Source organism: Rhodococcus sp. P-2 (assembly GCF_016598535.1).
Taxonomy (GTDB): Bacteria; Actinomycetota; Actinomycetes; order Mycobacteriales; family Mycobacteriaceae; genus Rhodococcus_F; species Rhodococcus_F baikonurensis.
On record NZ_CP066779.1, the window covers coordinates 2,626,210 to 2,652,875 of the forward strand.

General features: G+C 62.2%; 23 protein-coding genes and 1 pseudogene. 18 read left to right on the forward strand and 6 right to left on the reverse strand.

Annotated elements, in window-relative coordinates; all coding sequences use genetic code 11:
• Positions 1-2: 2 nt before the first annotated feature.
• Positions 3-842 carry a catechol 1,2-dioxygenase gene (gene catA / locus I7X09_RS12595; protein WP_095972111.1) on the reverse strand — a complete coding sequence of 280 codons (840 nt, stop codon included), beginning with the start codon at positions 840-842 and terminating at the stop codon, positions 3-5.
• Positions 843-1,053: 211 nt separating this feature from the next.
• Between catA and I7X09_RS12600 the strand changes: the two genes are divergently transcribed.
• Entirely contained in the window at positions 1,054-1,824 is a 771-nt protein-coding gene (locus I7X09_RS12600) for an IclR family transcriptional regulator (RefSeq protein ID WP_037120593.1), read from the forward strand.
• Here I7X09_RS12600 and I7X09_RS12605 read toward each other — a convergent pair.
• Entirely contained in the window at positions 1,821-2,759 is a 939-nt protein-coding gene (locus I7X09_RS12605; RefSeq protein ID WP_095971977.1) for an AraC family transcriptional regulator, read from the reverse strand. The two genes, I7X09_RS12600 and I7X09_RS12605, sit on opposite strands and share 4 nt — an antisense overlap.
• 274 nt (positions 2,760-3,033) lie before the next feature.
• On the opposite strand from I7X09_RS12605, the gene I7X09_RS12610 reads away from it, so the two are divergent.
• From I7X09_RS12610 to I7X09_RS12650, 9 genes are all read left to right on the forward strand, one after another.
• Positions 3,034-3,603 (forward strand): flavin reductase family protein, encoded by a 570-nt coding sequence (locus I7X09_RS12610; RefSeq protein ID WP_095971976.1) that lies wholly within the window; start codon positions 3,034-3,036, stop codon positions 3,601-3,603.
• A gap of 11 nt (positions 3,604-3,614) precedes the next feature.
• Complete coding sequence (locus I7X09_RS12615; protein WP_200317093.1) at positions 3,615-5,243, forward strand: 4-hydroxyphenylacetate 3-hydroxylase family protein; 1,629 nt, start codon at positions 3,615-3,617, stop codon at positions 5,241-5,243.
• A gap of 260 nt (positions 5,244-5,503) precedes the next feature.
• Positions 5,504-6,901, forward strand: coding sequence for a benzoate 1,2-dioxygenase large subunit (gene benA / locus I7X09_RS12620; protein WP_200317094.1), 1,398 nt, complete (start codon positions 5,504-5,506; stop codon positions 6,899-6,901).
• Positions 6,902-6,912: 11 nt separating this feature from the next.
• On the forward strand, positions 6,913-7,422 hold the full coding sequence (gene benB, locus I7X09_RS12625) for a benzoate 1,2-dioxygenase small subunit (protein ID WP_095971974.1): 510 nt from the start codon (positions 6,913-6,915) through the stop codon (positions 7,420-7,422).
• 31 nt (positions 7,423-7,453) lie between these two features.
• Positions 7,454-9,007: a benzoate 1,2-dioxygenase electron transfer component BenC gene (gene benC, locus I7X09_RS12630; protein ID WP_200317095.1), complete on the forward strand. Its 1,554-nt coding sequence runs from the start codon at positions 7,454-7,456 to the stop codon at positions 9,005-9,007.
• The gene (locus I7X09_RS12635; protein ID WP_200317096.1) at positions 9,004-9,786 is read left to right on the forward strand and encodes a 1,6-dihydroxycyclohexa-2,4-diene-1-carboxylate dehydrogenase; all 783 of its coding nucleotides are present in this window, start codon (positions 9,004-9,006) and stop codon (positions 9,784-9,786) included. The genes benC and I7X09_RS12635 overlap by 4 nt, the downstream gene beginning before the upstream one ends.
• Before the next feature lie 44 nt (positions 9,787-9,830).
• A complete protein-coding gene (locus tag I7X09_RS12640) occupies positions 9,831-11,216 on the forward strand; it encodes an MFS transporter (RefSeq protein WP_200317097.1) in 1,386 nt (461 codons plus the stop codon).
• Positions 11,213-13,915 (forward strand): helix-turn-helix transcriptional regulator, encoded by a 2,703-nt coding sequence (locus tag I7X09_RS12645; protein ID WP_200317099.1) that lies wholly within the window; start codon positions 11,213-11,215, stop codon positions 13,913-13,915. Before I7X09_RS12640 ends, I7X09_RS12645 begins: the two co-directional genes overlap by 4 nt.
• A 4-nt stretch (positions 13,916-13,919) precedes the next feature.
• Positions 13,920-15,191 carry a benzoate/H(+) symporter BenE family transporter gene (locus I7X09_RS12650; protein ID WP_200317101.1) on the forward strand — a complete coding sequence of 424 codons (1,272 nt, stop codon included), beginning with the start codon at positions 13,920-13,922 and terminating at the stop codon, positions 15,189-15,191.
• On the opposite strand, the gene I7X09_RS12655 is transcribed toward I7X09_RS12650, so the two are convergent.
• Positions 15,177-16,019 carry an alpha/beta fold hydrolase gene (locus I7X09_RS12655; RefSeq protein ID WP_200317103.1) on the reverse strand — a complete coding sequence of 281 codons (843 nt, stop codon included), beginning with the start codon at positions 16,017-16,019 and terminating at the stop codon, positions 15,177-15,179. The two genes, I7X09_RS12650 and I7X09_RS12655, sit on opposite strands and share 15 nt — an antisense overlap.
• 137 nt (positions 16,020-16,156) lie before the next feature.
• On the opposite strand from I7X09_RS12655, the gene aztD reads away from it, so the two are divergent.
• Positions 16,157-17,404, forward strand: coding sequence for a zinc metallochaperone AztD (aztD, locus tag I7X09_RS12660; RefSeq protein ID WP_200317105.1), 1,248 nt, complete (start codon positions 16,157-16,159; stop codon positions 17,402-17,404).
• Positions 17,405-17,679: 275 nt separating this feature from the next.
• Here the strand turns inward: aztD and I7X09_RS12665 are convergent, their stop codons facing one another.
• Positions 17,680-18,147 (reverse strand): VOC family protein, encoded by a 468-nt coding sequence (locus I7X09_RS12665; RefSeq protein ID WP_200317107.1) that lies wholly within the window; start codon positions 18,145-18,147, stop codon positions 17,680-17,682.
• 102 nt (positions 18,148-18,249) lie between these two features.
• Between I7X09_RS12665 and I7X09_RS12670 the strand changes: the two genes are divergently transcribed.
• The 5 genes and pseudogenes from I7X09_RS12670 to I7X09_RS29745 form a co-directional block, all read left to right on the forward strand.
• The gene (locus I7X09_RS12670) at positions 18,250-19,212 is read left to right on the forward strand and encodes a helix-turn-helix transcriptional regulator (protein ID WP_200317109.1); all 963 of its coding nucleotides are present in this window, start codon (positions 18,250-18,252) and stop codon (positions 19,210-19,212) included.
• A gap of 122 nt (positions 19,213-19,334) precedes the next feature.
• The gene (locus I7X09_RS12675; RefSeq protein WP_234036902.1) at positions 19,335-20,543 is read left to right on the forward strand and encodes an MFS transporter; all 1,209 of its coding nucleotides are present in this window, start codon (positions 19,335-19,337) and stop codon (positions 20,541-20,543) included.
• Between the two features lie 101 nt (positions 20,544-20,644).
• The gene (locus I7X09_RS12680; protein WP_095971964.1) at positions 20,645-21,313 is read left to right on the forward strand and encodes a FadR/GntR family transcriptional regulator; all 669 of its coding nucleotides are present in this window, start codon (positions 20,645-20,647) and stop codon (positions 21,311-21,313) included.
• Positions 21,314-21,332: 19 nt separating this feature from the next.
• Complete coding sequence (locus I7X09_RS12685; protein WP_234036903.1) at positions 21,333-21,764, forward strand: hypothetical protein; 432 nt, start codon at positions 21,333-21,335, stop codon at positions 21,762-21,764.
• 435 nt (positions 21,765-22,199) lie between these two features.
• Positions 22,200-22,532, forward strand: a pseudogene (locus I7X09_RS29745) (HNH endonuclease signature motif containing protein); the annotation flags it as partial.
• A 49-nt stretch (positions 22,533-22,581) separates the two neighbouring features.
• Here the strand turns inward: I7X09_RS29745 and I7X09_RS12695 are convergent.
• Positions 22,582-23,583, reverse strand: a complete 1,002-nt coding sequence (locus tag I7X09_RS12695; RefSeq protein ID WP_054831839.1) for a PHP domain-containing protein — start codon at positions 23,581-23,583, stop codon at positions 22,582-22,584.
• 60 nt (positions 23,584-23,643) lie between these two features.
• On the opposite strand from I7X09_RS12695, the gene I7X09_RS12700 reads away from it, so the two are divergent.
• Positions 23,644-24,054 (forward strand): TIGR03668 family PPOX class F420-dependent oxidoreductase, encoded by a 411-nt coding sequence (locus I7X09_RS12700; protein WP_200317111.1) that lies wholly within the window; start codon positions 23,644-23,646, stop codon positions 24,052-24,054.
• Between the two features lie 144 nt (positions 24,055-24,198).
• The gene (locus I7X09_RS12705) at positions 24,199-24,951 is read left to right on the forward strand and encodes a cyclase family protein (RefSeq protein ID WP_200317815.1); all 753 of its coding nucleotides are present in this window, start codon (positions 24,199-24,201) and stop codon (positions 24,949-24,951) included.
• Here the strand turns inward: I7X09_RS12705 and I7X09_RS12710 are convergent.
• Positions 24,948-26,543 (reverse strand): GGDEF domain-containing protein, encoded by a 1,596-nt coding sequence (locus I7X09_RS12710; protein WP_200317113.1) that lies wholly within the window; start codon positions 26,541-26,543, stop codon positions 24,948-24,950. The genes I7X09_RS12705 and I7X09_RS12710 overlap by 4 nt on opposite strands.
• Positions 26,544-26,666 lie beyond the last annotated feature (123 nt).

Below are 26,666 nucleotides of genomic sequence, written 5' to 3' on the forward strand. Positions count from 1 at the left end.
GATCAGGCCGGGTCGAGCACGAAGTCGTACGTGACCCGGTTGATTCCGTCGACACCCGGCTTCGGATCGAGAATGAGTTCAGGCTTCGTGGCCGTTGCCACGTCGTTCTCGATCCACTCACCGTCCTTGAAATAGAGCTGGGTGGTGATCGTGCGCTTGCCGGGAGCCTTCACCATGAGATGCAGGTGAGCTGGACGCCACGGGTGCCAGCCGGCCTTCTCGATGAACCAGCCGGTGGGGCCGTCGGTCGGGATCTGGTACGGCGCAGGCTGAATCGTGGTGATCTCGAAACGTCCCTCGCCATCGGCAACGATCGTTCCGCGGAGGTTGCCGTCGGGGATGTGCGGCGCGAAGTGTGAGTAGTAACCTTCGTCGTCCGCGTGCCAGAGTTCGACGGTTGCGCCGCCGAGCCCCTTGCCGTCGAGATCGCGAACCTGACCCTCGAAGACCAGCTTCGATCCAACCTCGTTGTCACGCATCGGAAGTTCACACTTGGATGGCAGCGTCTTGGCATCGGCGACGTAGTACGGGCCCTCGATGCTTCCCTTGGTTCCGTGCTGGCCGCGGTACGCAACCTCTTCGACGTTGTGCTCGAGGAAGACGTCCAGCCACAGGGGCCACTCGCCGAACTGGCCGATGTCGATGAGCCACTGCTTGAGGACGCGGTACTCGGAGTAGGTGACGCCGTGCTTGTCGATGACGCCGGCGAGTGCCTCGAGTACGTCCTTGGCAATGGCCGAGACGCGCTCGGGCGGGGTGTCCGCGCTGACTCGTTCCTGGAGGAACTTGTCAGTGGCGGCAGTGCCCGAACCTACTGCGGTGGGGCTCTCGGAAGTGGTCATGTGGTCCTCCTCGGGGCCGTGTGTGGCTGTTACCGGGTGGGTGCCGTACTGCTGGGCTGAGTCGGCTTCCCAAGTCTGGTTGTACTCAAAGGTTGTACGCTCTGCGTACATCTGTTACGCTCTGCGTACGCTTGTACTGTGCGCCCAGTCACAAGGTTTGTCAACCTTCGAGGGCACCGATCAGGCATACCCGCAGATGAAAGGCCCTTCCGTGAGCGAGAACGATCGCGATTACATCCAGAGCATCGAGCGTGGATTCGCTGTGCTGATGGCCTTCGACGAGAAGAACCCCAATCCGTCGCTCGCCGATCTTGCCGCCGAAACGGGACTCTCTCGCCCTGCTGTCCGACGCATCCTCCTCACCCTGCAGAAGCTGGGGTACGTCACCGGCAACAACAGTCGGTGGTCGCTGACCCCGCGCGTTCTGAGCATCGGGCAACACTTCTCCGCATCACACGCTCTGACCGAGGCGGCTCTCCCGCGTCTGCTGGAGATCGCAGAGCACACCCACGAGTCCGCGTCACTCGGAGTCCTCGACGGCGTCGACGTGGTCTACGCCGCGCGTGTACCCGTTCGTCGGATCATGAGCATCAACGTCAGCGTCGGTACCAGAGTGCCTGCATACGCCACCTCCATGGGACGGGCCCTGCTCGCTTGGGCGCCAACCGAAATCGTCGACAACGTCATCGCGAACTCCACGTTCGACGCCCTCACACCCACCACGATCACCGATGAAGGCGCATTCCATACCGCTCTTCGTGTGGTGCGCGAGCAGGGATACGCGCTCACGTCCGAGGAACTCGAAGACGGCCTGATTTCCCTCGCCGCCCCCGTCCGCGACGCCGGCGGAAGCGTCGTCGGCGTGGCCGCGTGTTCGACGTCGGCCGGACGCACTACCCCGGAAGCCTTCCGCACCGACGTCGCACCTTTCCTCGTCGAGAAGGCGAATCAACTCAGCGCGGACATGGGGTACCGGAGCTAACGCCTCAACACTTCCGAGGGCAACAAGCCGTACTTGCGCCGAAAAGACGATGCGAACCGTCCGGTGTGCGTAAAACCCCATCTCACAGCGACATCGGTGACCGTCGTGGAGTCGTCAGCGTCCACCAGATCTGCGTGGACCCGCTCGAGACGGATGTCGAGCAGGCATTCCGACGGACTCCGGCCCACGTACTGCCGAAATCCTTCCTGCAATCTCCGTACGCTGACGCCCGCAACCTCCGCCATCTCGGCTGCGGTCCACACGCGGGCCGGGTCGTCGTGCATCTCGTCGAGCACCCGCTTGACGATGCGTGGCCTGGCGTGTCGCACCGCGTCCTCACTGTCGGGCATTGCAGCAAGGACGAATGCCGTGACCACGGCGCCGGAGAGCTGGCCTGCCACCAGTTCGTTGTGCAGAACTCCGACCGGGCCGAGAATCTGATCCGACAGTGAGCGAACAAATCTCAGCCATCTGGCTCCGTCGTCTCCTCGAAGGTCCACCTGATCGGGTAAGTGCATTCCGGGTCGGCCGAGCACTTTCTCCATCTCGCGGTCGAGGTACTGACGGTCCATCCGGACGCCGACGATCTCGCAGTCCGCACTCCACCGGGTGATCCTCGTGGTGATGTCGGGCGGACACACCGTCGCGACGCCCCGCGTCGAGAGCACGTGCGAGCCTGCGAACACCGACTCGAGCTCGCCCGAGAGCGGAATGTTCACCCCATACGCACCGGGATGATCGGATTCGACTGCGACGTCTGCGCCCCACCGGATATGCGCGATCCGCAGCGGCCCCAACTCGGTGGTGCACACTCCGACTCCACTGGCCGCGTGCCGTGACAACGGCGTCAGCGTGTGCGGAAAATAGGCGTCCGAAACCGCATGACATGCCTCGTCCCAGTCGCGCGGAACTGTACCGATCATGGAGTCGACCATCGTCCTTCTTCACCTTCCAAACCCGTGACCTGCCACATTGCCGACCATGGGCGCTGAACCTCATTGAACACTGTGTCCCCGGTCACTTCCAAGGGGAAACGGATACAGGCTTCGATCGGGTGCGCAATCCGGATAGAGGCCGCGCTGTACGGATCGACCGAAGCCTGCGCTCGCCGTACGTTCGTCTTCACTCCCGGCGCGAGTCGTCCACCACCTCCGCCTCCCGCACTTCGCGGCTCCCCACTCACCCGCCATCCGACAAGGAGGTCCGGTCATGGAACAAAATCAACTTCGAGGAATCTTCGGTCAATTCGCGAGCGGCGTCACCGTCATCACCTGCACCAATGCGGACGGCCAACCGCACGGAGCCACCGTCACCGCATTCACGGCCATTTCCCTGGAACCACGGCTGTGCCAGATCACGATGACTCGCAAGTCCAAAGCGTGCGGCTACCTCGGCAACGCACCGTTTGCCGTCAACATCCTTGCCTCCGACCAAGTGGACACGGCCATGCATTTCGCCGGCCGCCCGCAGCGCACCGAACCGAGGTGGATCGACGGACCGACCGCTCCCCTGCTCGACGGCGCCGCCGCAACCATCTCGTGCGTCCCGTGGAAGGAGTACGACGGTGGTGACCACATCATCTTCATCGGCGAGATCGTCGACGCGCAGTCGAGCGGCAAGGATCCGCTTCTGTTCTACCGAAGCACTTTTCACGATCTGGGCGCTACCTCGTCGACCACAGTCTGGAACGGCAGTCAGGACGACCCCCACAGTGGGTGGTTCGACGCCACCACTTCGTTCACCCCGATTCATCTTCAGCCCGCACCTCAAACGATCTGAAAGGCTTTGCCATGACGACCACCGAAATCCCTCCCATCGGCGTCGACCCCGCAGATTCCGGAGCGCCACAGGTCAATCCGGCCGCCGACTGCGAAGCCAACCGTACGAAGAACTTCGCTACCCGGCCGATGACCGGTGATGAGTACATCTCGAGCCTGCAGGACGGTCGCGAAATCTGGCTCCATGGTGATCGCGTCAAGGACGTCACGACGCACCCCGCGTTCCGGAATCCGATCCGCATGACCGCAAGGCTGTACGACGCTCTGCATACCGGCGAGCACGTGGACGCCCTGACTGTTCCGACGGACACGGGCAACGGCGGTGTCACCATGCCGTTCTTCCGCACACCGACGTCGTCGGCCGATCTGCTCAAGGAACGCGACGCCATCGCGACGTGGGCACGTATGACCTACGGCTGGATGGGCCGCTCCCCCGACTACAAGGCAAGTTTCCTGGGAACCCTCCACGCCAACAAGGAGTTGTACGCACCGTTCCAGGACAACGCCGAGCGCTGGTACCGCGAGTCGCAGGAGAAAGTTCTGTACTGGAACCACGCGATCATCAATCCCCCGGTGGATCGCCAACTTCCGCCGGACGAGGTAGGCGACGTCTTCATGAAGGTGGAGAAGGAAACCGACGCCGGATTGATCGTCAGCGGTGCCAAGGTGGTCGCCACCGGATCGGCGATCACCAACTACAACTTCATCGCTCACTACGGTCTGCCGATCAAGAAGAAACAGTTCGCCCTGATCTGCACGGTGCCGATGGACGCGCCGGGCGTGAAACTGATCTGCCGCACCTCGTACACCGAACATGCTGCGGTGATGGGCAGTCCGTTCGACTATCCGCTGTCGAGCCGCATGGACGAGAACGACACCATCTTCGTCTTCGACAAGGTGCTGGTGCCGTGGGAGAACGTCTTCATGTACGGCGACGTCGACCGGATCAACGCCTTCTTCCCTCAATCGGGATTCCTGCCGCGCTTCACCTTTCAGGGCTGCACACGCCTGGCGGTCAAGCTCGACTTCATCGCCGGACTGTTGATGAAGGCACTCGAAGCCACCGGCGCCGGCGGATTCCGCGGAGTCCAGACCCGTGTCGGTGAAGTGATCGGCTGGCGAAACCTCTTCTGGTCGTTGACCGAATCGATGGCACGCGACCCCGAACAGTGGGTCGGCGATTCGGTCATCCCGAAGCTCGAGTACGGCCTCACCTATCGGATGTTCATGATTCAGGGATACCCTCGGATCAAGGAGATCATCGAGCAGGACGTGGCATCAGGCCTGATCTATCTGCCTTCGAGTTCACTCGACTTCAAGAGCCCGGACGTGCGGCCCTACCTCGACAAGTACGTTCGCGGTTCCGACGGCATCACCGCCGTCGACCGGGTGAAAGTCATGAAAGCACTGTGGGATTCGATCGGTACCGAGTTCGGCGGGCGACACGAACTCTACGAGCGCAACTACTCCGGCAATCACGAGAACGTCAAGGCGGAACTGCTGTTCGCAGCCCAGAATCGTGGACACGCCAGTTCCATGAAGGGCCTGGCCGAACAGTGCCTGAGTGAATACGACCTCGACGGCTGGACCGTTCCGGACCTCATCGGCAACGACGACGTCTCGTTCTTCAAGAACCGGTAACCCACTCGTCGGGTAGGGCGGACTCGCGCTGTCGAGTCCGCCCTGGTCGTCGTCCCCAGCAGCCATGGCCCATCCGAAGAATTCGACGAACACTGCACCCTTGGTCAGGACTAGGCAAATGCCTGGTGTGACCCGAGCCACACGATGTCAAGGTGAATTCAGTACCGGACGCAGCCCCGTCCGGAAAGCGGGTCCCACCGACTTGTCCGACAGCCCTCGGATTTCTTCGGCAGGCGCCCACTCTCATCTGGAGGACACCCATGACGGATATGTTGGACGCTGCCCGCGCCGCCGATCAGTTCGCGAACATCCGCGCTGCCCTCGACGACGCACTCGTCGAGGACCCCGAGACCGGCCGCTACCAGGTGCGGCGCAGCGTATTCACGGACGAGCAACTGTTCGACCTCGAGATGACCCACATCTTCGAGGGCAATTGGATCTACCTCGCGCACGAGAGTCAGATCCCGAACGTCGGCGACTACTTCACCACCTACATGGGCCGCCAGCCCATCGTCATCACCCGCAACAAGGACGGCGAGTTGGGCGCGCTGATCAACGCGTGCAGCCACCGCGGCGCGATGCTCTGCCGCCGCAAGACCGACAACCGAACCACCTTCACGTGCCCGTTCCACGGCTGGACATTCAACAACAGCGGAAAGCTCCTCAAGGCCAAGGACGCTCGCACCGGCGGCTACCCGGAGCAGTTCAACAAGGACGGCTCACACGACCTGACCAAGGTGGCGCGGTTCGAGAACTATCGCGGCTTCCTCTTCGGCAGCCTCAACCCCGACGTGCTGCCGCTCGAAGAGCACCTCGGTGACACCACCAAGGTCATCGACATGATCGTCGATCAGTCACCTGACGGTCTCGAAGTTCTGCGCGGCGCTTCCACCTACACCTACGACGGCAACTGGAAGCTGCAGACCGAGAACGGTGCCGACGGCTATCACGTGTCGTCGACGCACTGGAACTACGCCGCGACAACCGCTCGCCGAACCGCCGGTGAGTCGTCCAACGAGACCAAAGCCATGGATGCCGGGACCTGGGGCAAGCAGGGCGGCGGTTACTTCTCCTACGACTACGGCCATCTCCTGCTCTGGATGTGGTGGGGCAATCCCGAGGACCGTCCCCTTTTCGAGCGCAAAGCAGAGCTGGAAGCCCAGTTCGGTTCCAAGAAAGCCGAATTCATGGTCGGTGCGTCGAGGAACCTCTGCCTGTACCCGAACGTCTACCTCATGGATCAGTTCAGCAGCCAGATCCGGCACTTCCGTCCGATCTCCGTCGACCAGACGGAGGTCACTATTTACTGCATCGCCCCTAAGGGAGAGAGCGCCGACGCTCGCAGCAACCGCATCCGCCAGTACGAGGACTTCTTCAATGCCAGCGGTATGGCCACCCCGGACGATCTCGAAGAGTTCCGTTCCTGCCAGAAGACGTACCAGGCGGCCGGCGCGCCGTGGAACGATCTCAGCCGTGGTGTCACACACCAGATTCCCGGTCCGAACGAGGTCGCGAAGGATCTCGGCATGAATCGCGTGCTCTCGAGCGGAGCCAAGACCGAGGACGAGGGCTTGTATCCCATTCAGCACGGATACTGGCGCGACGCAATGCTCGCAGCAGTCGACGCCGAGCAAGCAGCTTCCACCCGGACGATCTGAGGACGACCACCATGACTGTCACCATCACCAATGCCGTTGCCCTCGAAACAGTGCAGCAGTTTCTCTACCGTGAGGCTCGCTATCTGGACGATCGTGAGTTCGAGAAGTGGATCGAGTGCTACCACCCCGATTCCGAGTACTGGATGCCCGCGTGGGCTGACGACGGCGAACTGACCACGGACCCGCACGCGGAGATCTCCCTCATCTACTACCCTAATCGTGGCGGTATCGAAGACCGCGTGTTCCGCATCAGAACGGACCGTTCCAGCGCGACAAGTCTTCCCGAGCCCCGCACCGGCCACAACATCACCAACGTGGAAGTGGTCGAAGAGCGCGGCTCCGTGGTCGACGTCCGCTTCAACTGGTTCACGCTGTACTTCCGTTACAACACCGTCGACACCTACTTCGGCACCTCGCATTACACGATCGATTTCTCGGGCGAGCAGCCGTTGATCATGAAGAAGAAGGTAGTCCTCAAGAACGACTACATCCATCACGTGGTCGACATCTACCACTTCTGACACGACTTCCCTTCGAATCGAGCTGTTTCCCATGACTATTCAAGCTGCGCCGACATTTCAGGTAGCCCTGAGTTTCGAAGACGGCATCACCCGCTTCGTCGAATGCAACACCGACGAGACCGTCGCGGACGCGTCGTACCGTGCACGAATCAACATTCCGCTCGACTGCCGCGACGGAGCCTGCGGTACCTGCAAATCGCTGTGCGAGTCAGGAACTTTCGACGCCGGCGACTACATCGACGAAGCACTCACCGAGGACGAGGCCGAGCAGGGATTCTGTCTGCCGTGCCAGATGGTGCCGGAATCGGATCTCGTGCTGCAGATTCCCACCACGTCTGCGGTTGCCAAGACCGCTGCCGGTTCGTACACGTCCACGATCACCGAGATCGTCCGTCATTCGGATTCGACGGTGGGTTTCACCGTCTCGGTCGACAACCGCGCAGATCTGGTCTTCCTCCCCGGCCAGTACGTGAACATCCTCGTTCCCGGAACCGAAGCGACGCGGTCGTACTCGTTCAGCACCGGTCCCGAGGTCGAGTCGGCGTCGTTCCTGGTCAAGATCACCCCCGGTGGGCTGATGTCCGACTATCTCAGTCAGCGGGCGCAGGTAGGTGACACTCTCGAACTGACCGGACCGATGGGTAGCTTCTTCCTGCGGGCAGGTCAACGGCGAGCCCTACTGCTTGCCGGCGGAACCGGCTTGGCCCCGCTGCTCTCCATACTGGAGAAGATGCGTACCGAAAGCTCGACTCGGCCCGTTCATCTGGTCTACGGCGTCAGCTCCGACACCGATCTCGTCGAGCTCGACAAACTGCATGACCACGCGCAGTCCCTACCCCAATTCACCTTCGACTACTGCGTATCCGATCCCGACAGCACAGCACCCAACAAAGGCTATGTCACCGGCTTGATCGAGGCCTCTCACCTCGACGACGGCAACGTCGACGTCTACCTGTGCGGCCCGCCGCCCATGGTCGAAGCAGTACGCCGGCACTTCAAGGAAGTCTCGATCACACCCACGAACTTCTACTTCGAGAAGTTCAACAACGCGGCAGCACCGGCTGATTCACCGGCAACCTCGACCGAAGAATCTGCAGCCGGCACGTACGAGATCGGTGAAGAACACCTGCCGGTCGCGGAGTCGGATGCCCAGTTCGACGCCCGGATGGCACTTGAACTCGGAGCAATGGAACTCACGATCGGTCGCCTCACTTCGGCACAGTTGACGGAGTACCGCATTCTGGCGGAGAACTCGGCTGCTTCGATCGACCGTGATCGTTTCACGGACGCACCGGCATTCACCGAAACCAATGCTCTGTTCCACGACTTTCTCTTCCGCTGCACCGGCAACGAAGTACTGCTGCAGGCATACCACCGCCTCGAGGTCACGCAGTTGATGAACCGTGTGCTCCGCACCGCCGATTGGGTGGACGAGCATGTCGCGGAGGATCACTCGAGGATCGTGCGCGCATTCGAGCAGAATGATCGCGTTGCGGCACGCGAGCTGATCGTCCAGCACAGCGAACACGCAAAGTCGACGATGCGCCGAGCCATCACCGACGCTCGGGAACGTGTGGCGTCGTGAGCACCCGATTCTTCGCCGGACGGTTCGACGACCGCGTGGTGGTCGTCACCGGAGCGGCTCAGGGGATCGGGCGCAGCGTAGCCGAAAGAATTTCCGCCGAAGGAGGTTCCGTCGCACTGGTGGACCGGGCAGAACTGGTCCACGACATAGCGATACCGTTGAAACGATCCCATTCGGTGACGGCGGACCTCGAGACGTTCGAAGGAGCCCAACACGCAATAGATTCCGCGTTGGAGCACTTCGGGCGCATCGACGTCCTGGTCAACAATGTCGGCGGGACCATCTGGGCCAAACCCTACGAGCACTACACGCCGGAGCAGATTCAATCAGAGGTCACACGATCGCTGTTCCCCACTCTGTGGACGTGTCGAGCGGTACTGCCCCATCTGATCGAGCAGGCGAGCGGCACCATCGTCAACGTCTCCTCGGTCGCCACCCGCGGCGTCAACCGTGTTCCTTACGCGGCGGCCAAGGGCGGAGTCAGCGCGATCACCGCGGCCTTGGCAATGGAGGTCGCGCAACACGGAATACGGGTTGTAGCAACCGCTCCCGGCGGAACCGAGGCGCCACCACGCGTCGTGGCACGCGGACCGGGCGCCGAGACCGACGAGGAGAAAGCCTGGTACCAGCAGATCGTCGACCAGACCGTCGACTCGTCGCTGCTCAAGCGTTACGGCACCCTGGACGAACAGGCTGCCGCCATCACTTTCCTTGCCTCCGAAGAGGCTTCGTATGTCACCGGAACGGTCCTTCCCGTTGCCGGTGGCGACCTCGGCTGAATCCAGCCTCCCCCGATTCCTGATCTCTCGAACGGAGATTCGCCATGTCCTCGATCGATCGTGGTTCCTGGGCCAGTGCCCGCCATCGCTCGTCAGTGTTGTGGGTGGTCACCATCGCCGCCATTGCCATTCTGTTCGACGGATACGACCTGGTCGTGTACGGCACGATCCTGCCGGTCCTCATGGACGACCCCGGCCATATCGGCACCTTGACCGCATCTCAGGCGGGCGCATTGGGTTCGTACGCCCTCGTCGGAGTGATGGTGGGCGCGCTGACGTGTGGAGCGATCGGTGATCACTTCGGTCGCCGAAAGATGATGCTGATCAACATCATCTGGTTCTCTGTCGGAATGGCACTGGCAGCGTTCGCCACCAGCATCACCACCTTCGGTCTGCTGCGGTTCTTCACCGGCATCGGGGTGGGTGGACTTGTCGCCACCGCCGGAGCCATGATTGCCGAGTTCGCACCGCCGGGACGCCGCAATCTGTTCAACGCCATCGTCTACAGCGGTGTCCCGGCCGGTGGCGTCATGGCTTCCGTCCTGGCGATCGTTCTCCGCGATTCCATCGGATGGCGCGGACTGTTCCTCATCGGCGCTCTGCCATTGATCTTCCTGTTTCCCCTTGCCTGGTTCAAACTGCCCGAGTCTCCCGCTTGGCTTCTTGCTCGCGGACGTGTCGAGGAAGCTCGCGCCATTTCCTCGCGAACAGGAATTCCGTTGCCTGTCAGTGCAGATCGACCCAACGACGCCGTAGCCGAGAAGGTCGGGTTCCGAGCGTTGGCGAGCAGACAATATGTCTGGGGCACCGCGCTTCTCGGCCTCATGAGCTTCGCCGGCCTCCTGCTGACCTACGGACTCAACACCTGGCTGCCCAAGATCATGGAAAATGCAGGTTACAACGCGAAGGGTTCCCTCTCGTTCCTGCTGGTACTCAACGGCGGCGCCATCATCGGCGGACTTCTCGCCTCCAAGATCGCGGACGTCACCGGTCCGCAGCGCGTTGTCGCCACCACCTTCGGCCTGGCTGCACTTGCCCTGCTCCTGTTCACTTTCGGATTCCCACTTCCCGTGCTCCTTGCCTCTGTTGCCATCGCCGGTGTCGGCACCATCGGTACTCAGGTCCTGATCTACGGATTCGTGTCCAACTACTACTCGACGGCCGCTCGGGCCGCAGGTGTCGCGTGGTGCGCCGGCTTCGGACGTCTGGGCGGAATATTCGGGCCACTGATCGGAGGAAGTCTGATCAGCGCGGGGATCAGCTCGGAATCGGCGTTCTACGTCTTCGCCGGCATCGCGGTGCTGGGCGCCATCGTCACCTTCTTCGTGCCGAAGCAGGCTCCCGACCCTGGCGCCGCTGCACTTCGAACCGATGACGACCGTGCCGAAAAGGAAACCCGTGGTGAGCCCGGCGTTACGGTAGTCGGGTGACACTTCGTGACCTGCTGCTCGGCCGAGAACGCGAGCTTGCCGTTCTCGGCCGAGGCTTGGCCGCGGCGGAGGCAGGAGTACCGACTCTCGTGCTGGTCGAGGGCGATGCCGGCAGTGGTAAGTCCACTCTCGTCGACCGGTTCGCCGAAATCTCTTCCGCCCACACGCTCCGCCGCGCCCGTGGGCTGGAGTGGGAGTCGAACACCGACTTCGGGGTGATCGGACAACTACTCGAACGTCCGGTTTCGAATTCGGACCCGGTAGCCGTAGCGCACGAGATCATCGACGCGGCGGCACAACTGACCATCGTCGTCGTCGACGACGCCCATCACAGTGACGTCAGCTCGCTTCAGGCAATCACCTCAGCCCTTCATCGAGGCCGAACGGCCCCACTGTTGTTCGTCCTCGTCACCGAGGAAACGCCGTTCCTGGGCGAGGAGGTCAGGAAGATTCTCGACCTGCACCGGTCGGCGCGATTGCACATCAGCCCGCTCGACGCTTCCGTCATCATCGACATCGCACGGATGCGAAACGGAATCGACCTCAGTTCCGGCGTCGCGCTTCAACTTCAGGGTTTCACCGCCGGCAACACACTCGACGTCGTCTCGCTTCTCGACGAGCTGCCACCGACCTATTGGACCCGATGGCACCGAACCTTGCCGGTCCCTCGCCATCGATCAGTGTCGATCGCCGCCGCTCTCTCGGCATGTCCAACTGGAGCACGAACGTTGATCGAAGCAGCAGCAGTTCTCGGACGCAGCACGACGTTGTCACATCTTGCCCAGTTGGCCGAAATCGACGACGTGGTCGGTGCCTTGGACAGCGCCTTCGCCACCGGTCTCCTCACCGTCCACGAGCAACGGGGCAGCACCGAGGTGTCACTGAGCGGCCCGATGGTCACGGCGGCAGTACTCGCGGCCTTGGGACCAGCGCACTTGCATCGACTGCACATCCGCGCAGCCGACATCGCGTGGGGAGAAGGCGAACGACTTTTCCACCTTGCTGCTGCCAGTACCACCCACGACGAGGGCCTCGCCGCCGAACTGGTTGCGTACGCGGCACTACGAGCATCCGAGGGCGCGTGGTCGGAGGTCGCCGACGCCATGGTCACGGCCAGCCGTCTCACCACGGCCCGAGCCGAACACGAAGACCGACTGCTCCGCGGAGTCGACGCACTTACCGGATCGGGCGACATCCCCCGGGCAATGGTCTTCGCGCCGGAGATAGAAAGCATTTCGCGCGGGCCTCTGCGCGACGCCGTCCTCGGCTACCTCGCCATTCATCGAGGGCGTCCGACCGAGGCTGCAGATCTGCTGACCAGAGCGTGGGACAACTGCAGTGCCGATCGTGAACCAGGCACCGCTGCGATGATCGCTCAACGAATGGTCTTGCATTCTCTGGCTCGACTCGATGGCACAGCTCTCGTCGAGTGGGTGGACCGCGCAGTCGAATTGGTGGGCCCTTCGGATCCCGCAGCAGTGGAGTCCGAGGCGATCAAGGGTCTCGGACTCGGCGCCACCGGAAGGACCGTCGACGCACTCGCGGCATACGACGAACTGTCCGATCGCGTTCGTCCTGGAGCCCAAGCACAACGCTTCCAGATGGGACGCGGATGGCTCGAGCTTGCGTTGGATCACCCGGAGTCCGCCAGACGCGACCTCGAAAGCGCGGTGTCAACGGAGTTTTCCAGTGGTTCGGCGCGAATCTCACTGTGGGCACAAGCCTGGCTCGCCCGCACTCAATTCGCGCTCGGCGCCTGGGACGAAGCGCTCTCGACGGTCGAGGGCGCCGCGGCCGAGGTGGATCGGTTCGAGATAGAAATCATCCGACCGTTGGTCCACTGGTCGGGAGCGCAGATTCACGCTCTGCGCGGCAACTGGGAACTGGCCCGTGACCATGTGCGACGCGCATACGCAGGCATTCACGCCTACGAGATCATGTACGTTCCTGCGCTTCTCGCCAGAGCACAGGTTGCCGAGGCAGCCGCCGACTACGCCGAAGTCCTGGTGGCACTCACTCCGCTCACCTCGAGCAAAGCACAACAATGGCTCGACGAGCCGGGCTTCTGGCCGTGGGTCGATCTCTACGCCAATGCATTGGTCATGGTCGGGCGAGTCGATGATGCCGACACCTTCCTACAAACACACGAGCAGACAGCGCGAGGTCGCGAGCACCGCTCCGCCGCGGCACGTCTCGGCTACGTTCGCGGCCGGATCCACGGAGCACGGGGTGAACTCGACTCGGCGAGAGAGGTTTTCGACGCTGCCCTGTTCAGCATCGAGACGCTGCCCCTGCCCTACGACCGAGCCCGAATCAATTTTGCCTACGGCCAGACTCTCCGCCGGGCCGGCAAACGCGCCGAGGCCGATGTCGTTCTCCGGGCCGCCCGCGAGCTTTATCACTCGTTGGGCGCCGCCACTTACGTCGAGCGCTGCGAGCGCGAACTCCGGGCAGGCGGATTGAACCTCTCGCGAACGGAGAAGGGAATCACCGACCTGACCCCGCAGGAGCGAGCCGTCGCCGACCTTGTCGCAGCGGGCAAGTCCAACAAGGAAGCTGCCGGGGAATTATTCCTCTCCGTCAAGACTATTCAGTATCATCTCACGCGCGCGTACGCCAAGCTCGGACTGCGATCACGGAGCGAACTCGCGGCATTGTTCCGCGATCGGGGGCTTTCGGATCCGCGCCAGGAGAACTGAGAACATGCCGGATACTTCGACGACCGCGCCCGTTCGCGTCGTTACCGAGCCACTCCCCCAACCGCTCTACGGCCCGAAGCGGGTCTTGCGCGACTTCGGTGCAACGTCCATTGCCAACGGAGTCATCGGCATCGTCTTCTCGGCCACCGGGCCGGTAGCGGTCATTCTCGCCGCGGGATTGACGGGTGGTCTCAGTCAAGCTCAATTGGCCTCTTGGCTTTTCGGCGCCTTCTTCGTCAACGGCATTTTGACCGTCACGGCTTCCTGGCTGTACCGACAGCCACTGGCCTTCTTCTGGACGATCCCTGGAACCGTTGTCGTCGGAGCGTCATTGGAGCATCTGCCGTGGGAGCAAGTGCTCGGCGCCTTCTTCGCGACGGGTGTCCTGATCTTGTTGTTGGGATTGACCGGGTGGGTCACACCGATTATGGCCGCCTTACCCATGCCCATCGTAATGGCAATGGTGGCAGGCGTTTTCCTTCATTTCGGAACCGATTTGGTCGAGGCACCCGCCCACGACGCGTTGATCGCACTGCCGATGATCGCCACCTTTGTCGCTCTGAGCGTGTTCACCAAGTTGGGAAGATTCGTTCCACCCGTACTCGGCGCGTTGATCGTCGGTGTGGTCGTGATACTCGTGACTGGAAGATTCACCTCCGCCGGCAACGCTCACGAGTGGATGGCGCACCCGATGCCGACCACGCCGACCTGGTCCTGGCAGGCGATGATCGAACTGGTTGTACCGCTGGCGATCACAGTCGTCGTGGTGCAGAACGGCCAGGGAATCGCAGTCCTGCGAGCCGCCGGTCATCAGCCGCCGATCGGCACCGCGACTATTGCCTGCGGAGTGTTCTCCCTGGTGAACGCGGCGGTGGGGTGTATATCGACGTGTCTGACCGGGCCGACGAACGCATTGCTCACGGCGTCAGGAGAGCGGGCACGCCAATACACCGCCGGAATCTTCTGCGGCCTACTCGCCGTCGCCTTCGGCCTGTTCGCCCCGACGTTCGTCGCGATGATGTTGGGAACTCCGATCGCATTCATCGTCACGCTGGGTGGCCTGGCCATGCTCAAGGCCTTGCAGGGCGCCTTCGTCGCCGCATTCGGCGGGAAATTCACCTTCGGCGCTTTGATCGCGTTCCTCGTGACGATCTCCGACGTCGAACTACTCCATATCGGAGCCGCTTTCTGGGGACTCGTGTTCGGGGTCATCGCCTCGCGGATGCTCGAGCGTGGTGACTACCCCGACCGAGTCGCGATCTCAGGTACGAGTTGAATTCGGCAACCCGTGGGCGATTTCGTCGAGGATATCGGCAACATCCTCGGGCGCGGCGAGCATGGGGGAATGTCCCGTCGTCAACGTAAAGACCCTCTCGCAAGAGTGCCGAGAGACCATCTCTCGTTGATGTGCAGGAGTGATCACGAGATCGCGAAGGGTTTCAATGTAGTAGCGAGGCACAGTCCCTTCCCGCTCCGGCGTCAGCGATACCGAACCACCGAAAACACTCATCGGTTGCGGGCGAAGTTTCGACATCGATTCACGCGCCACCTCATCTGTGCAGTCCCCGAACAAGAGCATCGGATACAACGTCAAGGCAACCTCAGGGTCGATCCCGAGTTCATCGCACGCGAAGAACAATCTCGCAGTGCTCCTGTCCTCTCGCGAACTACTCAGGCAGGATTCCCCGTCTCCGGGTAGCGTCGCGGCCAGATAGACGGCCGCAGCAACTTTCTTCGGGTGCATTTCAGTCAGTTGTGCCGTCAGTGTTCCGCCCATCGAGTGGCCGACAAGTATCACTTCTCCAGGCAGTTGAAGCAGATCGGCCGATAGCTTGGAAAGCGTTGATTCCCAAGTTATTTCTCCATCTTTCGTCATGTCTCGACCCAAGCCTGGTTGATCGGTGGCCAGAGCCGTGTGCCCGCGTCTCTCCAGCGCCTCGACCACATGGTCCCAGCACCAGGCTCCGTGTCCTGCGCCATGAATCAACATGAACTGCGTCATTGCTCCCCAGCTTTCGATCGACCGATGTGATCTACAGCATGTCCCTGCCGACATCCGTGCACTAATACCTAGTTGAACCAGCGCCATACCCAAATCGAACACACCTGCACCGAATATTCAGCGAACACACACCAGGCGATCGCCAGCGCTTTCTCGCCCTCTTGGCGGCCGTCCTGACATGCGAACATTCGCATACTCGACTTTGACAATCATTTACATTAAGCAGTAGATCTATACCCATGCACCTCAACACCCGCATGTCGCGGCGCCTCACCCTTGCCACATCAGTAGGCCTCTCAATCGCCCTCGTTACGGGTTGCTCATCCGACAACAAGGACTCAGCCCAGTCCGAAACCACGACCACGACGTCGGCCGCACCCACCGAACAGGCCTTGGCAACACCGCGTCTCGCGGTGTCGTACGACGGTGGCGTCCTGGTGCTGGATGCTACTTCCCTCGACGTGGTCGGCGAGACCGAGATCGACGGCTTCACCCGACTCAACCCGGCCGGCGACGGTCGCCACGTCATGATCTCTGCCGGCGAAGCGTTCAAAGTACTCGACACCGGCACGTGGTCCTCGGCCCACGGCGACCATTCTCATTACTACACAGCCGATCCCGCGATGTCCGAGGTCGAGTTCGCAGCCAACGAACCCGGACACGTTGTACGCCATGCCGGAAAGACAGCCCTCTTCAACGACGGCTCGGGACTCGTCGAGATATTCGATCCGGCGCAACTCGCAAAGCGCCAACCCCGCGTCGAGACGTACACCACCCCGGAACCCCATCACGGCGTTGCCGTCGCACTTGCCGACGGAAGCCTGTTGACGACAATCGGAAATTCGGAGTCCCGCAACGGCATTGTCGTCCTCGATGCCGACCGCAAGGAAATCCTGCGCAACGAACAGTGCCCGGGCGTCCACGGCGAAGCAGTGGCCGCAGGTGAAGCCATCGTGCTGGGCTGCCAGGACGGCCTGCTCGTGTACAAGAACGGAGCAATCACCAAAGTCCAGAGCCCCGATGCCTACGGCCGCATCGGCAACCAAGCCGGCTCCGAGGAGTCGGACATCGTTCTGGGCGACTACAAAACCGACCCGGATGCCGAACTCGAACGCCCGCAACGGGTCTCCCTGACCAACACGTCGACGTCGGAACTCAAGCTCGTCGACCTCGGCACCAGCTACACCTTCCGCTCTCTCGGGCGCGGACCACATGGTGAGGCCCTGGTGCTCGGCACCGACGGCGCCATCCACGTCATCGACCCCAACACCGGCGTCGTCACCAAGAAGATTTCCGTCATCGACGCATGGACCGAACCCACCAAGTGGCAAGAGCCCAGGCCCGCACTCTTCGTAGAAGATCACACCGCCTACGTCACCGACCCCGCGTCGAAGAAGCTGATCGCAGTCGACCTCGAGGACGGCAGCGTCCTGACCGAGACCACCCTCGACCACGCCCCGAACGAATTGACCGGTGTCACCGGCTGATCCCGACGCTCACGTCGGCCAATCGAAGCCGTTGTCGCCCAACTCTGCCGGAGCTGAGCGACGAGCAGGACCACGACTGAGGGCGGCCCAAGTCAGAGTGGAATAACTCTGCGTAGAGGTTCGTTGTAGAGGGTGTCGGTGTTCGGTTCTTTGCCCCGGGTACCACCCCAGAAATGCCGCTTCGAGCGGCCACTTGCCGAGAGGCGCAAGACGGGCACCGACGCGCTGGAGCCGCCGGACACCTTTAGGTGCCGGCGGCTTCGTCGTGGGAATGATCAGGCCGGGTTTTCGCCGGAAGCAACGTCGAGGATCCACGTCACCCCGAAGGCATCGGTGAGCATGCCGAAACCGGGGCTCCACGCCGCGGCGGCAAGACCCTCGATGATCGATGCGCCAGCAGAGAGTTTGGCCCAGTAACTCTGCACCTCTTCGAGAGTTTCACCGCGAACCGAGACGAAGAACGGTTGGTCGGTGATCGTGGTGCCGTTCTCGCGGTGCGTCGTGCCGGCGTTGCCGGGCGAGCCTCCCGATTGTCCTGGGATGTCGTACGCCATTACGCGAAAGCCGTCCGTTGTCTCCACCTGGCCGAACACGACTTTCTCAGCGCCGGGCACCTCCTTGGGCATCCCGAAGTCGCCGTAGGTTGCGATCGTGACCTGTCCACCGAAGACGGACTGGTAGAACTCCAGCGCCGCGCGGGCGTCTCCGCGGAAGTTGAGGTGGGTCGTTGTTCTGATGCTCATGTCAGCTCCTGGTACGAACTTCGCCCGGGTTTTCCCTGGCAGCCTCAACTCTCACAGCCATATAGGACTGTTTTCGTCCTAGACTCGTCGTAGTCTCACGGCATGGCGACCACCACTCGACTCTTGAATCTGCTGTCCCTCTTGCAGACGAGGCGCGACTGGCCGGGCGCCCTACTCGCCGAGCGGCTCGACATCAGCCACCGCACGGTCCGCCGCGACATCGACCGGCTCCGGGAGATGGGTTACAGCATTGCGGCGACCATGGGCCCGGACGGCGGATACCGACTCGACGCCGGTAGCGAGCTGCCGCCCCTGCTGTTCGACGACGATCAGGTCATCGCCTTGGCGGTTGCCCTGCAGGCGGCGACGCTGACCGGCGTCGGTATCGAAGAGGACGCGGTGCGAGCGTTGACCACCGTGCGGCAAGTGATGCCGTCGCGTCTGCGCCATCGCCTCGACGCACTCACGTTCACCACGATTTCGACCGATTCCAGCGATGCAGACTCGGTGTCCCCTGAGGTGCTCGTAGCGATTTCCGCAGCGGTGCGCGCTCGCGAGGTGCTCCGCTTCGACTACTCGAACGGCAACAGCGAAATAACACCCCCACGCCGAGTGGAGCCGCATCATCTGGTGACCTCCAAGCGTCGCTGGTACCTCGTCGCGTGGGATCTCGAGCGCGACGACTGGCGAATCTTCCGCGCCGATCGCATCACCCCACGCACCCCTAACGGTCCACGGTTCACACCGAAGGCGATCCCGAGCGGTGACGTGAGCGAATACGTGGCCGCGCGCTTCAAGGGATCGGAACATATCAACAAATGGCCGTGCCACGGCAAGGTCGTTCTCCATCGACCAGCCAGTTATGTTCTTCCCTTTGCCGGAGACGGCATCGTCGAGGATCTTGGCCCCGAGCAGTGCAGCCTCGAAGCCGGATCGTGGTCTTGGACGGCGCTGGCAGCCTCCTTCAACCGATTCGACACCGACATCGATGTCGTCGGCCCGGCAGAGCTGAACCACGCTTTCGCACAACTCGCCGCCCGCAATGCCGCGACTGCTGCGAGTTAGTCAGGCGTCTCGAATGAGAGCCAGGTCTCCAACACAACCGTGCGTCCGCAGGTTCGTGATAGCTTTCAAGTCCTCAGAGGACCTGAGGACTTGAGGACTTGAACGAAGGGATGCGCAAAGAGATGAAGAAGGGGCAAGTTGCATTTCTCACCGGCACACACGTCGTGAACGATCTGTACCAGGGGGCTGTGCCTGCACTGTTGCCGTTCATGATGCTGGAACGCGGATATTCCTACTCTGCGGTTGCCGGAATCACGCTCGCCGCAACGGGTTTATCCAGTGTCGTGCAACCTGCATTCGGCATGCTGGTCGATCGGAAGAGCCGGAATTGGCTGGTACCCACGGGTTTTGTGACGGCCGCGGCGGGCATCGTTGTGGCCGCAATGAGCACCACCTACATCGTCACTTGGCTGGCAATTGCTGTGGCCGGCATCGGCATTGCCGCATACCATCCGCCCGCCACAAATTTGGCACGCGCAGCTGGAGGTCACTCGCAGAAAGCCATGAGCGTGTTCTCCGTAGGTGGCACGTTGGGCGCCTCACTGGCGCCACCGTTTGTCACGCTCGTGGTCGGTTCGCTCGGACTGTCCGGCGGCTACCTGCTCGCAGTTCCTGCAGTGGTAGCGGCTATTTGGTGGATCGTCACCCAATCGCGGTCGGCCGGCACAGGCGTGGACGCCGAATCCGCCCAGTCGTTGAGTTCGCAGCTAGCAGCGAACGGACCCGTATCGGACGATTGGCGGTCGTTCACTCGACTCGTGCTCGTGACGGTGTGTTGGTCAATTCCGTATGTGACCACGCTGTCCTTGGTCTCACCGTACGTACTCAACGGGCTGAACGGATCGTCCTCGAGTGCTGCAATCGTGTTGTCCTCCTTCACCTTGGCAGGAGCGGCCGGCACGCTGGTGGGCGGAGCCCTCGCGGACCGTCGCGGTCGACGCGCATCCATCCGACTCGGCTATCTGCTTGCGGTACCTTCATTGGCATTGCTCGCCGCGGCTCCGAACGTGGCAGTTGCCGAACTTGGAATCGTCTGTCTCGGATTCGCGATGTTCCTGCCCTTCGCGCCGCAGGTGACGTTGGCGCAGGACTACCTGCCGAACCGCCCCGGCACGGCAAGTGGAGTGACACTCGGACTCGCAATGTCCGTGGGAGGCATCGCATCTCCGCTGTTCGGTTACCTGGCAGATCACTTCGGGCCGCGCATGACGATCGGGACGACAACTGCCGTACTGTTCGTCGGCGCCGTCATCGCCTTCACACTGCGCGATCGACGACTCGACCCGGAGGACGAGACGGAGCGAGAACTGGACATCATCGCTCTTCGATAACCGGCAGACGGCCCCGTAGTCTGAAGATTCATCGGAGGACATGAAGTATCACTCGGTGGGCCGCCCGACGGCGGTTCACCGAGTCAGTCAGGAGCAGACACATGGCAGTGCGCCAGGTCAAGCAGCAGTCACTGGTACAGAAGGCTGCGGATGAACTTGCACGCCTCATCGGCGACGGCGAATGGCCGGTCGGGACGAAAATCCCGAACGAGCAGGATCTGAGCACACTCCTCGGAGTCGGGCGTTCGACCGGCCGGGAGGCTGTTCGTGCACTGATTGCGTCGGGCCAGCTCTACTCTCATCAGGGATCCGGTACCTACGTCATGTCCTCGACTCCGGTCACAGAACTCGAGCGAGAACTCAAACGCTCGGACCGCCGCGAAGTCTACGAAGTACGTAGACTTCTGGAGGTGGAAGCGGGCCGCCTGGCTGCCATGCGTCGAACCTCTGCCGACGTCGACCTGTTACAGGCAGCACTCGAAGCCCGTGAAAATGCTTCGACACCAACAGAATTTGTCGACGCCGACATAAAACTACATCGCGCCGTGGTGAATGCTGCGCACAACAGCGTGTTGTCGATGGTGTTCGATTCATTCATCGAAACGCTCCGCAACTCGGCCCTGGACGTGATCACCGACGTCACGGCACGAAACCCCGAATCCATCGACGACGAAGCCGCTGCCCACCGAGATCTGGTGGAAGCCATCGTCGCGGGTGATGCCGACGCTGCCAGCGCGGCAACGCGCAGGAACATGGACGGGCTGGACTGACCCTCTATCGTTGTCAGGCATGACGTCCACATCGCTCCCTCCGCGGGGTCTCCGGATCGGTCTGTCCGCCATTGCGTGGCTCAACCTGCTCTCCTCACTTATCGGGATGGCCGGCCTGACGATCGGCGGCGGAATGGGTCTACCTCCGGAGTGGATCGAAGGAAGCGTCTTCCCTTCCTACTTCTGGCCCGGCATCATTCTCGGCGTCGTCGTCGGGGGCATCCAAGCCGCCGCACTCTTCGCTCAGCACAACAGGTTCCGCCTGGCATGGGGCCTGCACGCCGCCGCCGGCCTCACGATGATGATCTGGATCTTCGTCGAGATCGTCATGCTCCTCGTCTGGTCGCCGCTGCAAGGCATCTTCTTCAGCACTGGATTGGCCCAGACGATCCTCGCCGTTATCGCACTCGGCGCGTGGCCTCACCCCTTCCTCCAACGAACCGAGAAGTGACGGAAGCTGCTCTCGAACAACACAATCACGAAGACCAGACCCGGCTCGCCTTCTCGAAAAAATTCTTGACTCGAAAGTTTGTTCGAGTATGATGGGAGATGGAACGGGGGGTTCTCATGACGATCGACATCACCGACGACGCTGTCACCGACGTGGTCAACAGCTCCGCTGTGGGTGTGCGCGCCCGACTGTGGCGGTTGCACCCCACCGACGTCCGCGAGATCGCCATCACCGCATCAGCGGAAATCCTTCGCCTGGAAGCTATTCGAGTAGCCGCCGTCGACACCCTGACGTTGAACCCGGACGAACAAGTACTCTGCTACCGCGGCACCGGACAGTGGCTCGCGAACCACACCATGCTGCAAATCCCGGCCGGCAGAAGAATCGCGGCCCTGGGAAAAGCCCTCCGCTCGTTCCCTGAGATCGAAGACCAATTCGCCACTCGACGTCACCCCACTCAAAAGGCTTGTCACCGCGGCACAACGAACCGCCCTGATCGCCCGCGACAAAGGATGCGCCTTCCCCGGCTGCGACTGCGTCCCCGCCTGGACCGACGCCCACCACATCAAACACTGGGCCAAAGGAGGACCAACCGTCATGGACAACCTAATCCTGCTCTGCCGAACCCACCACACCCTGATGCACCGAAAACCCGGATTCACCGGGCAATGGGAAATCCGGATAGGCACCGATCACCTGCCCTGGTTCATCCCACCGCCAGGCATCGACCCCGACCAAAAACCCCGCCGCTCCACCACCCGGATCTGAACCCGGAGGTCACCGAGCACACGCCTCGGTGACCCATTCCGGCATGCTCTCAATTGCCCGCCCACTCCAAAAGATCCTCGGCGGTCCAGGTATTGATCACCCGATCCGCTTCGACACCGCACTTTTCGGCCCGGTCACAGCCGTAGCCCTGCCAGGCCAGCTGACCGGGGGCATGGGCGTCGGTATCGATGGAGAAGAGACAATCGAGATCGCGGGCCAACTCGATCAAACGCGAAGGCGGGTCACGACGCTCCGGTCTGGAGTTGATCTCGACGGCGGTGCCTGATTCGCGGCAGGCCTCGAACACTTTCTCCGCGTCGAACTGCGACTCGGGCCTGGTTCCGCGAGCACCCTCGACAAGACGCCCGGTGCAGTGTCCGAGAATGTCGACACGCGGGTTTCGCACTGCAGCAAGCATTCTGCGGGTCATCGCCTCACGTTCGGACCGCAGCTTCGAGTGCACGCTCGCCACCACGATGTCGAGTTCGTCGAGTAGATCGGGATCTTGGTCGAGTGAACCGTCTTCGAGAATGTCCACTTCGATTCCAGTGAGGATGCGGAAGGGGGCCAGCTCGGCGTTCAACCCTGCAATGACGTCGAGTTGAGAACGTAGGCGCTCCGCGGACAGCCCGTTGGCGACAGTCAGCCGAGGCGAATGGTCAGTCAGAGCGCAGTAGTCATGGCCCAGTGCTGCTGCGCGTCGCATCATCTCTTCGATGGGGCTGCCACCGTCGGACCAGTCGGAGTGTGTGTGGAGGTCGCCGCGCAGGGCTTGTCGCAATGGGCTGTCGCCGATGGGCTCAGCCTGCCCCCGCAGTTCCTCGAGATACTCGGGGACGCCGTCGTACGACTGGGCGATGATCATTGCAGTTTTGGGCCCGATGCCGGTGAGAGCCTTCCAACTGTCGGATTTCCGGCGAGACTCCTTCTGCTCGTCCGACAATCCCGCAAAGACCTCCGCAGCTCGCCGATAGGCCTTGACGCGGTGCGTTTCGGCGCGTGATCGTTCGAGCCAGTAGGCGATCTCCCGAAGCGCTTCATCCGGTTCCATGAGACCACTGTTCCGTCAGCGGCGGCTTGCGGCAACCCTTGATCCACTTACGCTGTGGTTATGGACGATCCGAGAGCACGATTCGAAGCCGCGCGGGTGGCTCACCTGGCGACGGCTGACGCAGCCGGCGTTCCGCACATTGTGCCGCTCGTATTCGCCCTACTCGGCGATACCGTCTATTCCTGCGTCGACCACAAGCCGAAAACCACGACCGCTCTTCGCCGGCTCCGGAACATCACCGATACGGGGCGTGCGAGCCTGCTGGTCGATCATTACGACGACGACTGGTCCGCCCTCTGGTGGGTCCGCGTCGACGGCCGCGCAGAGGTCCTCGACCCCGGCACCAAGGAGTCCGAGAGTGCAATCGATGCTTTGGCCGCGAAGTATCCGCAGTACGAGGATCACCGACCGCACGGACAGGTGATAGCTGTTCGCGATGTGGAGTGGTCGTCATGGTCCGCAGCAGCCTAAGGTTCTGTCCTAGTGTTCAAGGAGCGAAAGTGATTGCAACACTCTCAATTCGGACAATTTGGCGGGGGATCGATGAAACGACGGCAGTTACTTCAGCGCGCAGCCACAGGCCTGGCGCTGGTAGCGGGACCTCAGGTGATCGACATGGGTAGCAGTTCCGGAAGCAGTCAAGACGCAACAACCCCGTTGAACGACCTCTTGTCGGTTGTTTCGCTCTCACACGTGAACGACCCAGCGTCGACGCCGATTTTTCCCGGCGATCCCGAGTTCACTCTCGACACGGCGGCAACCATTGCCGACGACGGCTACTACCTCCAGTACGTCAAGGAGGGTGAACACACGGGTACGCATTGGGGCGCGCCCGCGCACTTTCAGGAAGGTGGACTCACCGCCGACCAACTCGATCCGGCCGACCTCTTCCTACCCGCAGTGAAGATCGACATCCGGGACAAGGCTGCCGCCGATTCCGACTACGCCCTCACCGTCGCAGACATTGAAGAGTGGGAGACGAGTAACGGCAAGATTCCCGATGGAGCGGCCGTAGTCCTCTGGACCGGATGGGAATCGCGCTGGGGTAGCGAAGAATATGCCAACTCCGACGCCGAGGGTGTCACCCACCAACCCGGCTTCTCGGTGGACGCGGCGCAGTGGCTGATAGACACCGGGCGCCTGGGCACGCGTGGCGCATTGGGAACCGACACCTTCGGTCCCGACCTCGGAAGCGACGAAACCTACCCCGTCTCGACGCGCCTGTACGACAAGCGTCGAATCAGCCTGGAGAACCTGAACAATCTTGCCGCCCTGCCGACCACCGGGGCGAGCATCCTCGTCGGTAGCGCCATCAACAGGGCGGGATCTGGTTCCCCGGCAACGATCTTCGCTCTCCTGCGGCGTTAGGCTTCGCGGCGATCTCGGTAGACGACGACAGCGCCCTTCCCACTTCTCTTCGCCTCGTACATCGCCGCATCTGCTCGGCGAAGCAGAGTGTGCGCGCTGAGCGGCTCATCCGCAGAGTCGAACTGCGCGGACCCGAACTGCGCCGACTCGAGCTGCGCCGACTCGAACTGCACGGACCCGAATACCGCTACACCGACGCTCGCACCCACCGACACCGATTTCTCGCCTGCAATCCCGTCGCTGCTGAGGGCGTCGACGATCCTGCGAGCAACGACGACGGCATCGTCGAGCGGGCCCTGCAGGAGCACAGTGAACTCGTCGCCTCCGAATCGAGCGACAAACGCACTTTCGGGAACCGCTTCGCGCAAACGCGCAGTGAGAGCGACCAGTAAACGATCGCCGGCCGGATGCCCGTATCGATCGTTGACCTGCTTGAAATCGTCCAGATCAACGAGCATCAGCACCCAATTGGAGTTCGTCAGGCGGTAGTTTTCGATGGCGCTCGCGAAGTGTTCGTCGAACGCGGCCCGGTTGGCGAGCTCGGTGAGCGGGTCGTGATGCGCTCGGTACCGGAGCTCGTCCTGGGCAGCGGAGATCTGTTGGAGGAGCGCGTCGTTCTCGAGGAGCGTGAGTATTTGGCGCACCAGCGCGAGAACCAGCACGACGACGCCGAGTATCACGACCACGGCATCGAGGTTGCCGACGATGAGTGCCTGCACCGTCACGATCGTCGCGATGACCGCGATCAAGAGATACGGCAGCAGCAATTGAGTCCGATCGCTTCGCCAAGGTTGTAGGGCTGTGCGCGGTCGGGGCTCGGCTCGTTCGGCCAGTGCCGCCAGCGCGATCAACGGCGGCCCGGCGATGAACCCGGCGTCGGCGATGGTCGGCATACTCTCGGCGCCGATCGCCACCAAGTACGCGTAAACGCTGTCCGACAGGGAGAGCATCACCAACCCGCACCCGAGGAACGTCAGCGGTACGCGAATCTCGGCAACGGCCTTGGGTCCGATGACCATCAGCAAGACCATCGCGATCAGAACGAAGTCGGTGATCGGGTACATCACCGCGACGAGAAACCCGAGAGACCCCGTAGGACCGGTATGAACGACGGCGCCGAGGGCAGTCGTCCACGTGAGGATGAACAACCCACCGACCACGACAAGACCGTCGAGCGTCAGCACCAGCCACAGATGGATCGGACCGATCGCCTCACGCCGGGGCGACTGGCGCACCAGCGACAGAAGCGCCGGCACGGCAAACACCGGGAACATGAAGAATCCGATGTCCGCGATCGACGGCGACGGGAGTGGTACGTGGAGAACCGAGCGGTAAAACGCCCAGAAGAACATTCCGAGGGTCCAGCCGGCCATACCGAGAGCCATCAGAGTTCGCCAGCGACGCTCGACTCCGTGATGGCGCCGCGACGTCCACCAACAGACCGCAGTCGCGGTGGCGCCGCCGACGATCTGGGCGATATCGTCCACCAGAACCGAAGTTCGTGGGCTGAGCAGTCCGGATCCGGCGAGGGCGATGACCGCGACGACGACGCCGAGAACCAGCCACGTGCGTCGTGCTCGGAACTGCGTCATCGAAGGGCCCATCGGTGTTCAAGGCGTCACCACCGATTGTCTTTCAGCCGGCTTCGTTGCGGCCGGCATGGTTGTGGTGACGAATGCCCGTACGAACCTACCTGATTTGGTAGCGGATTGTTA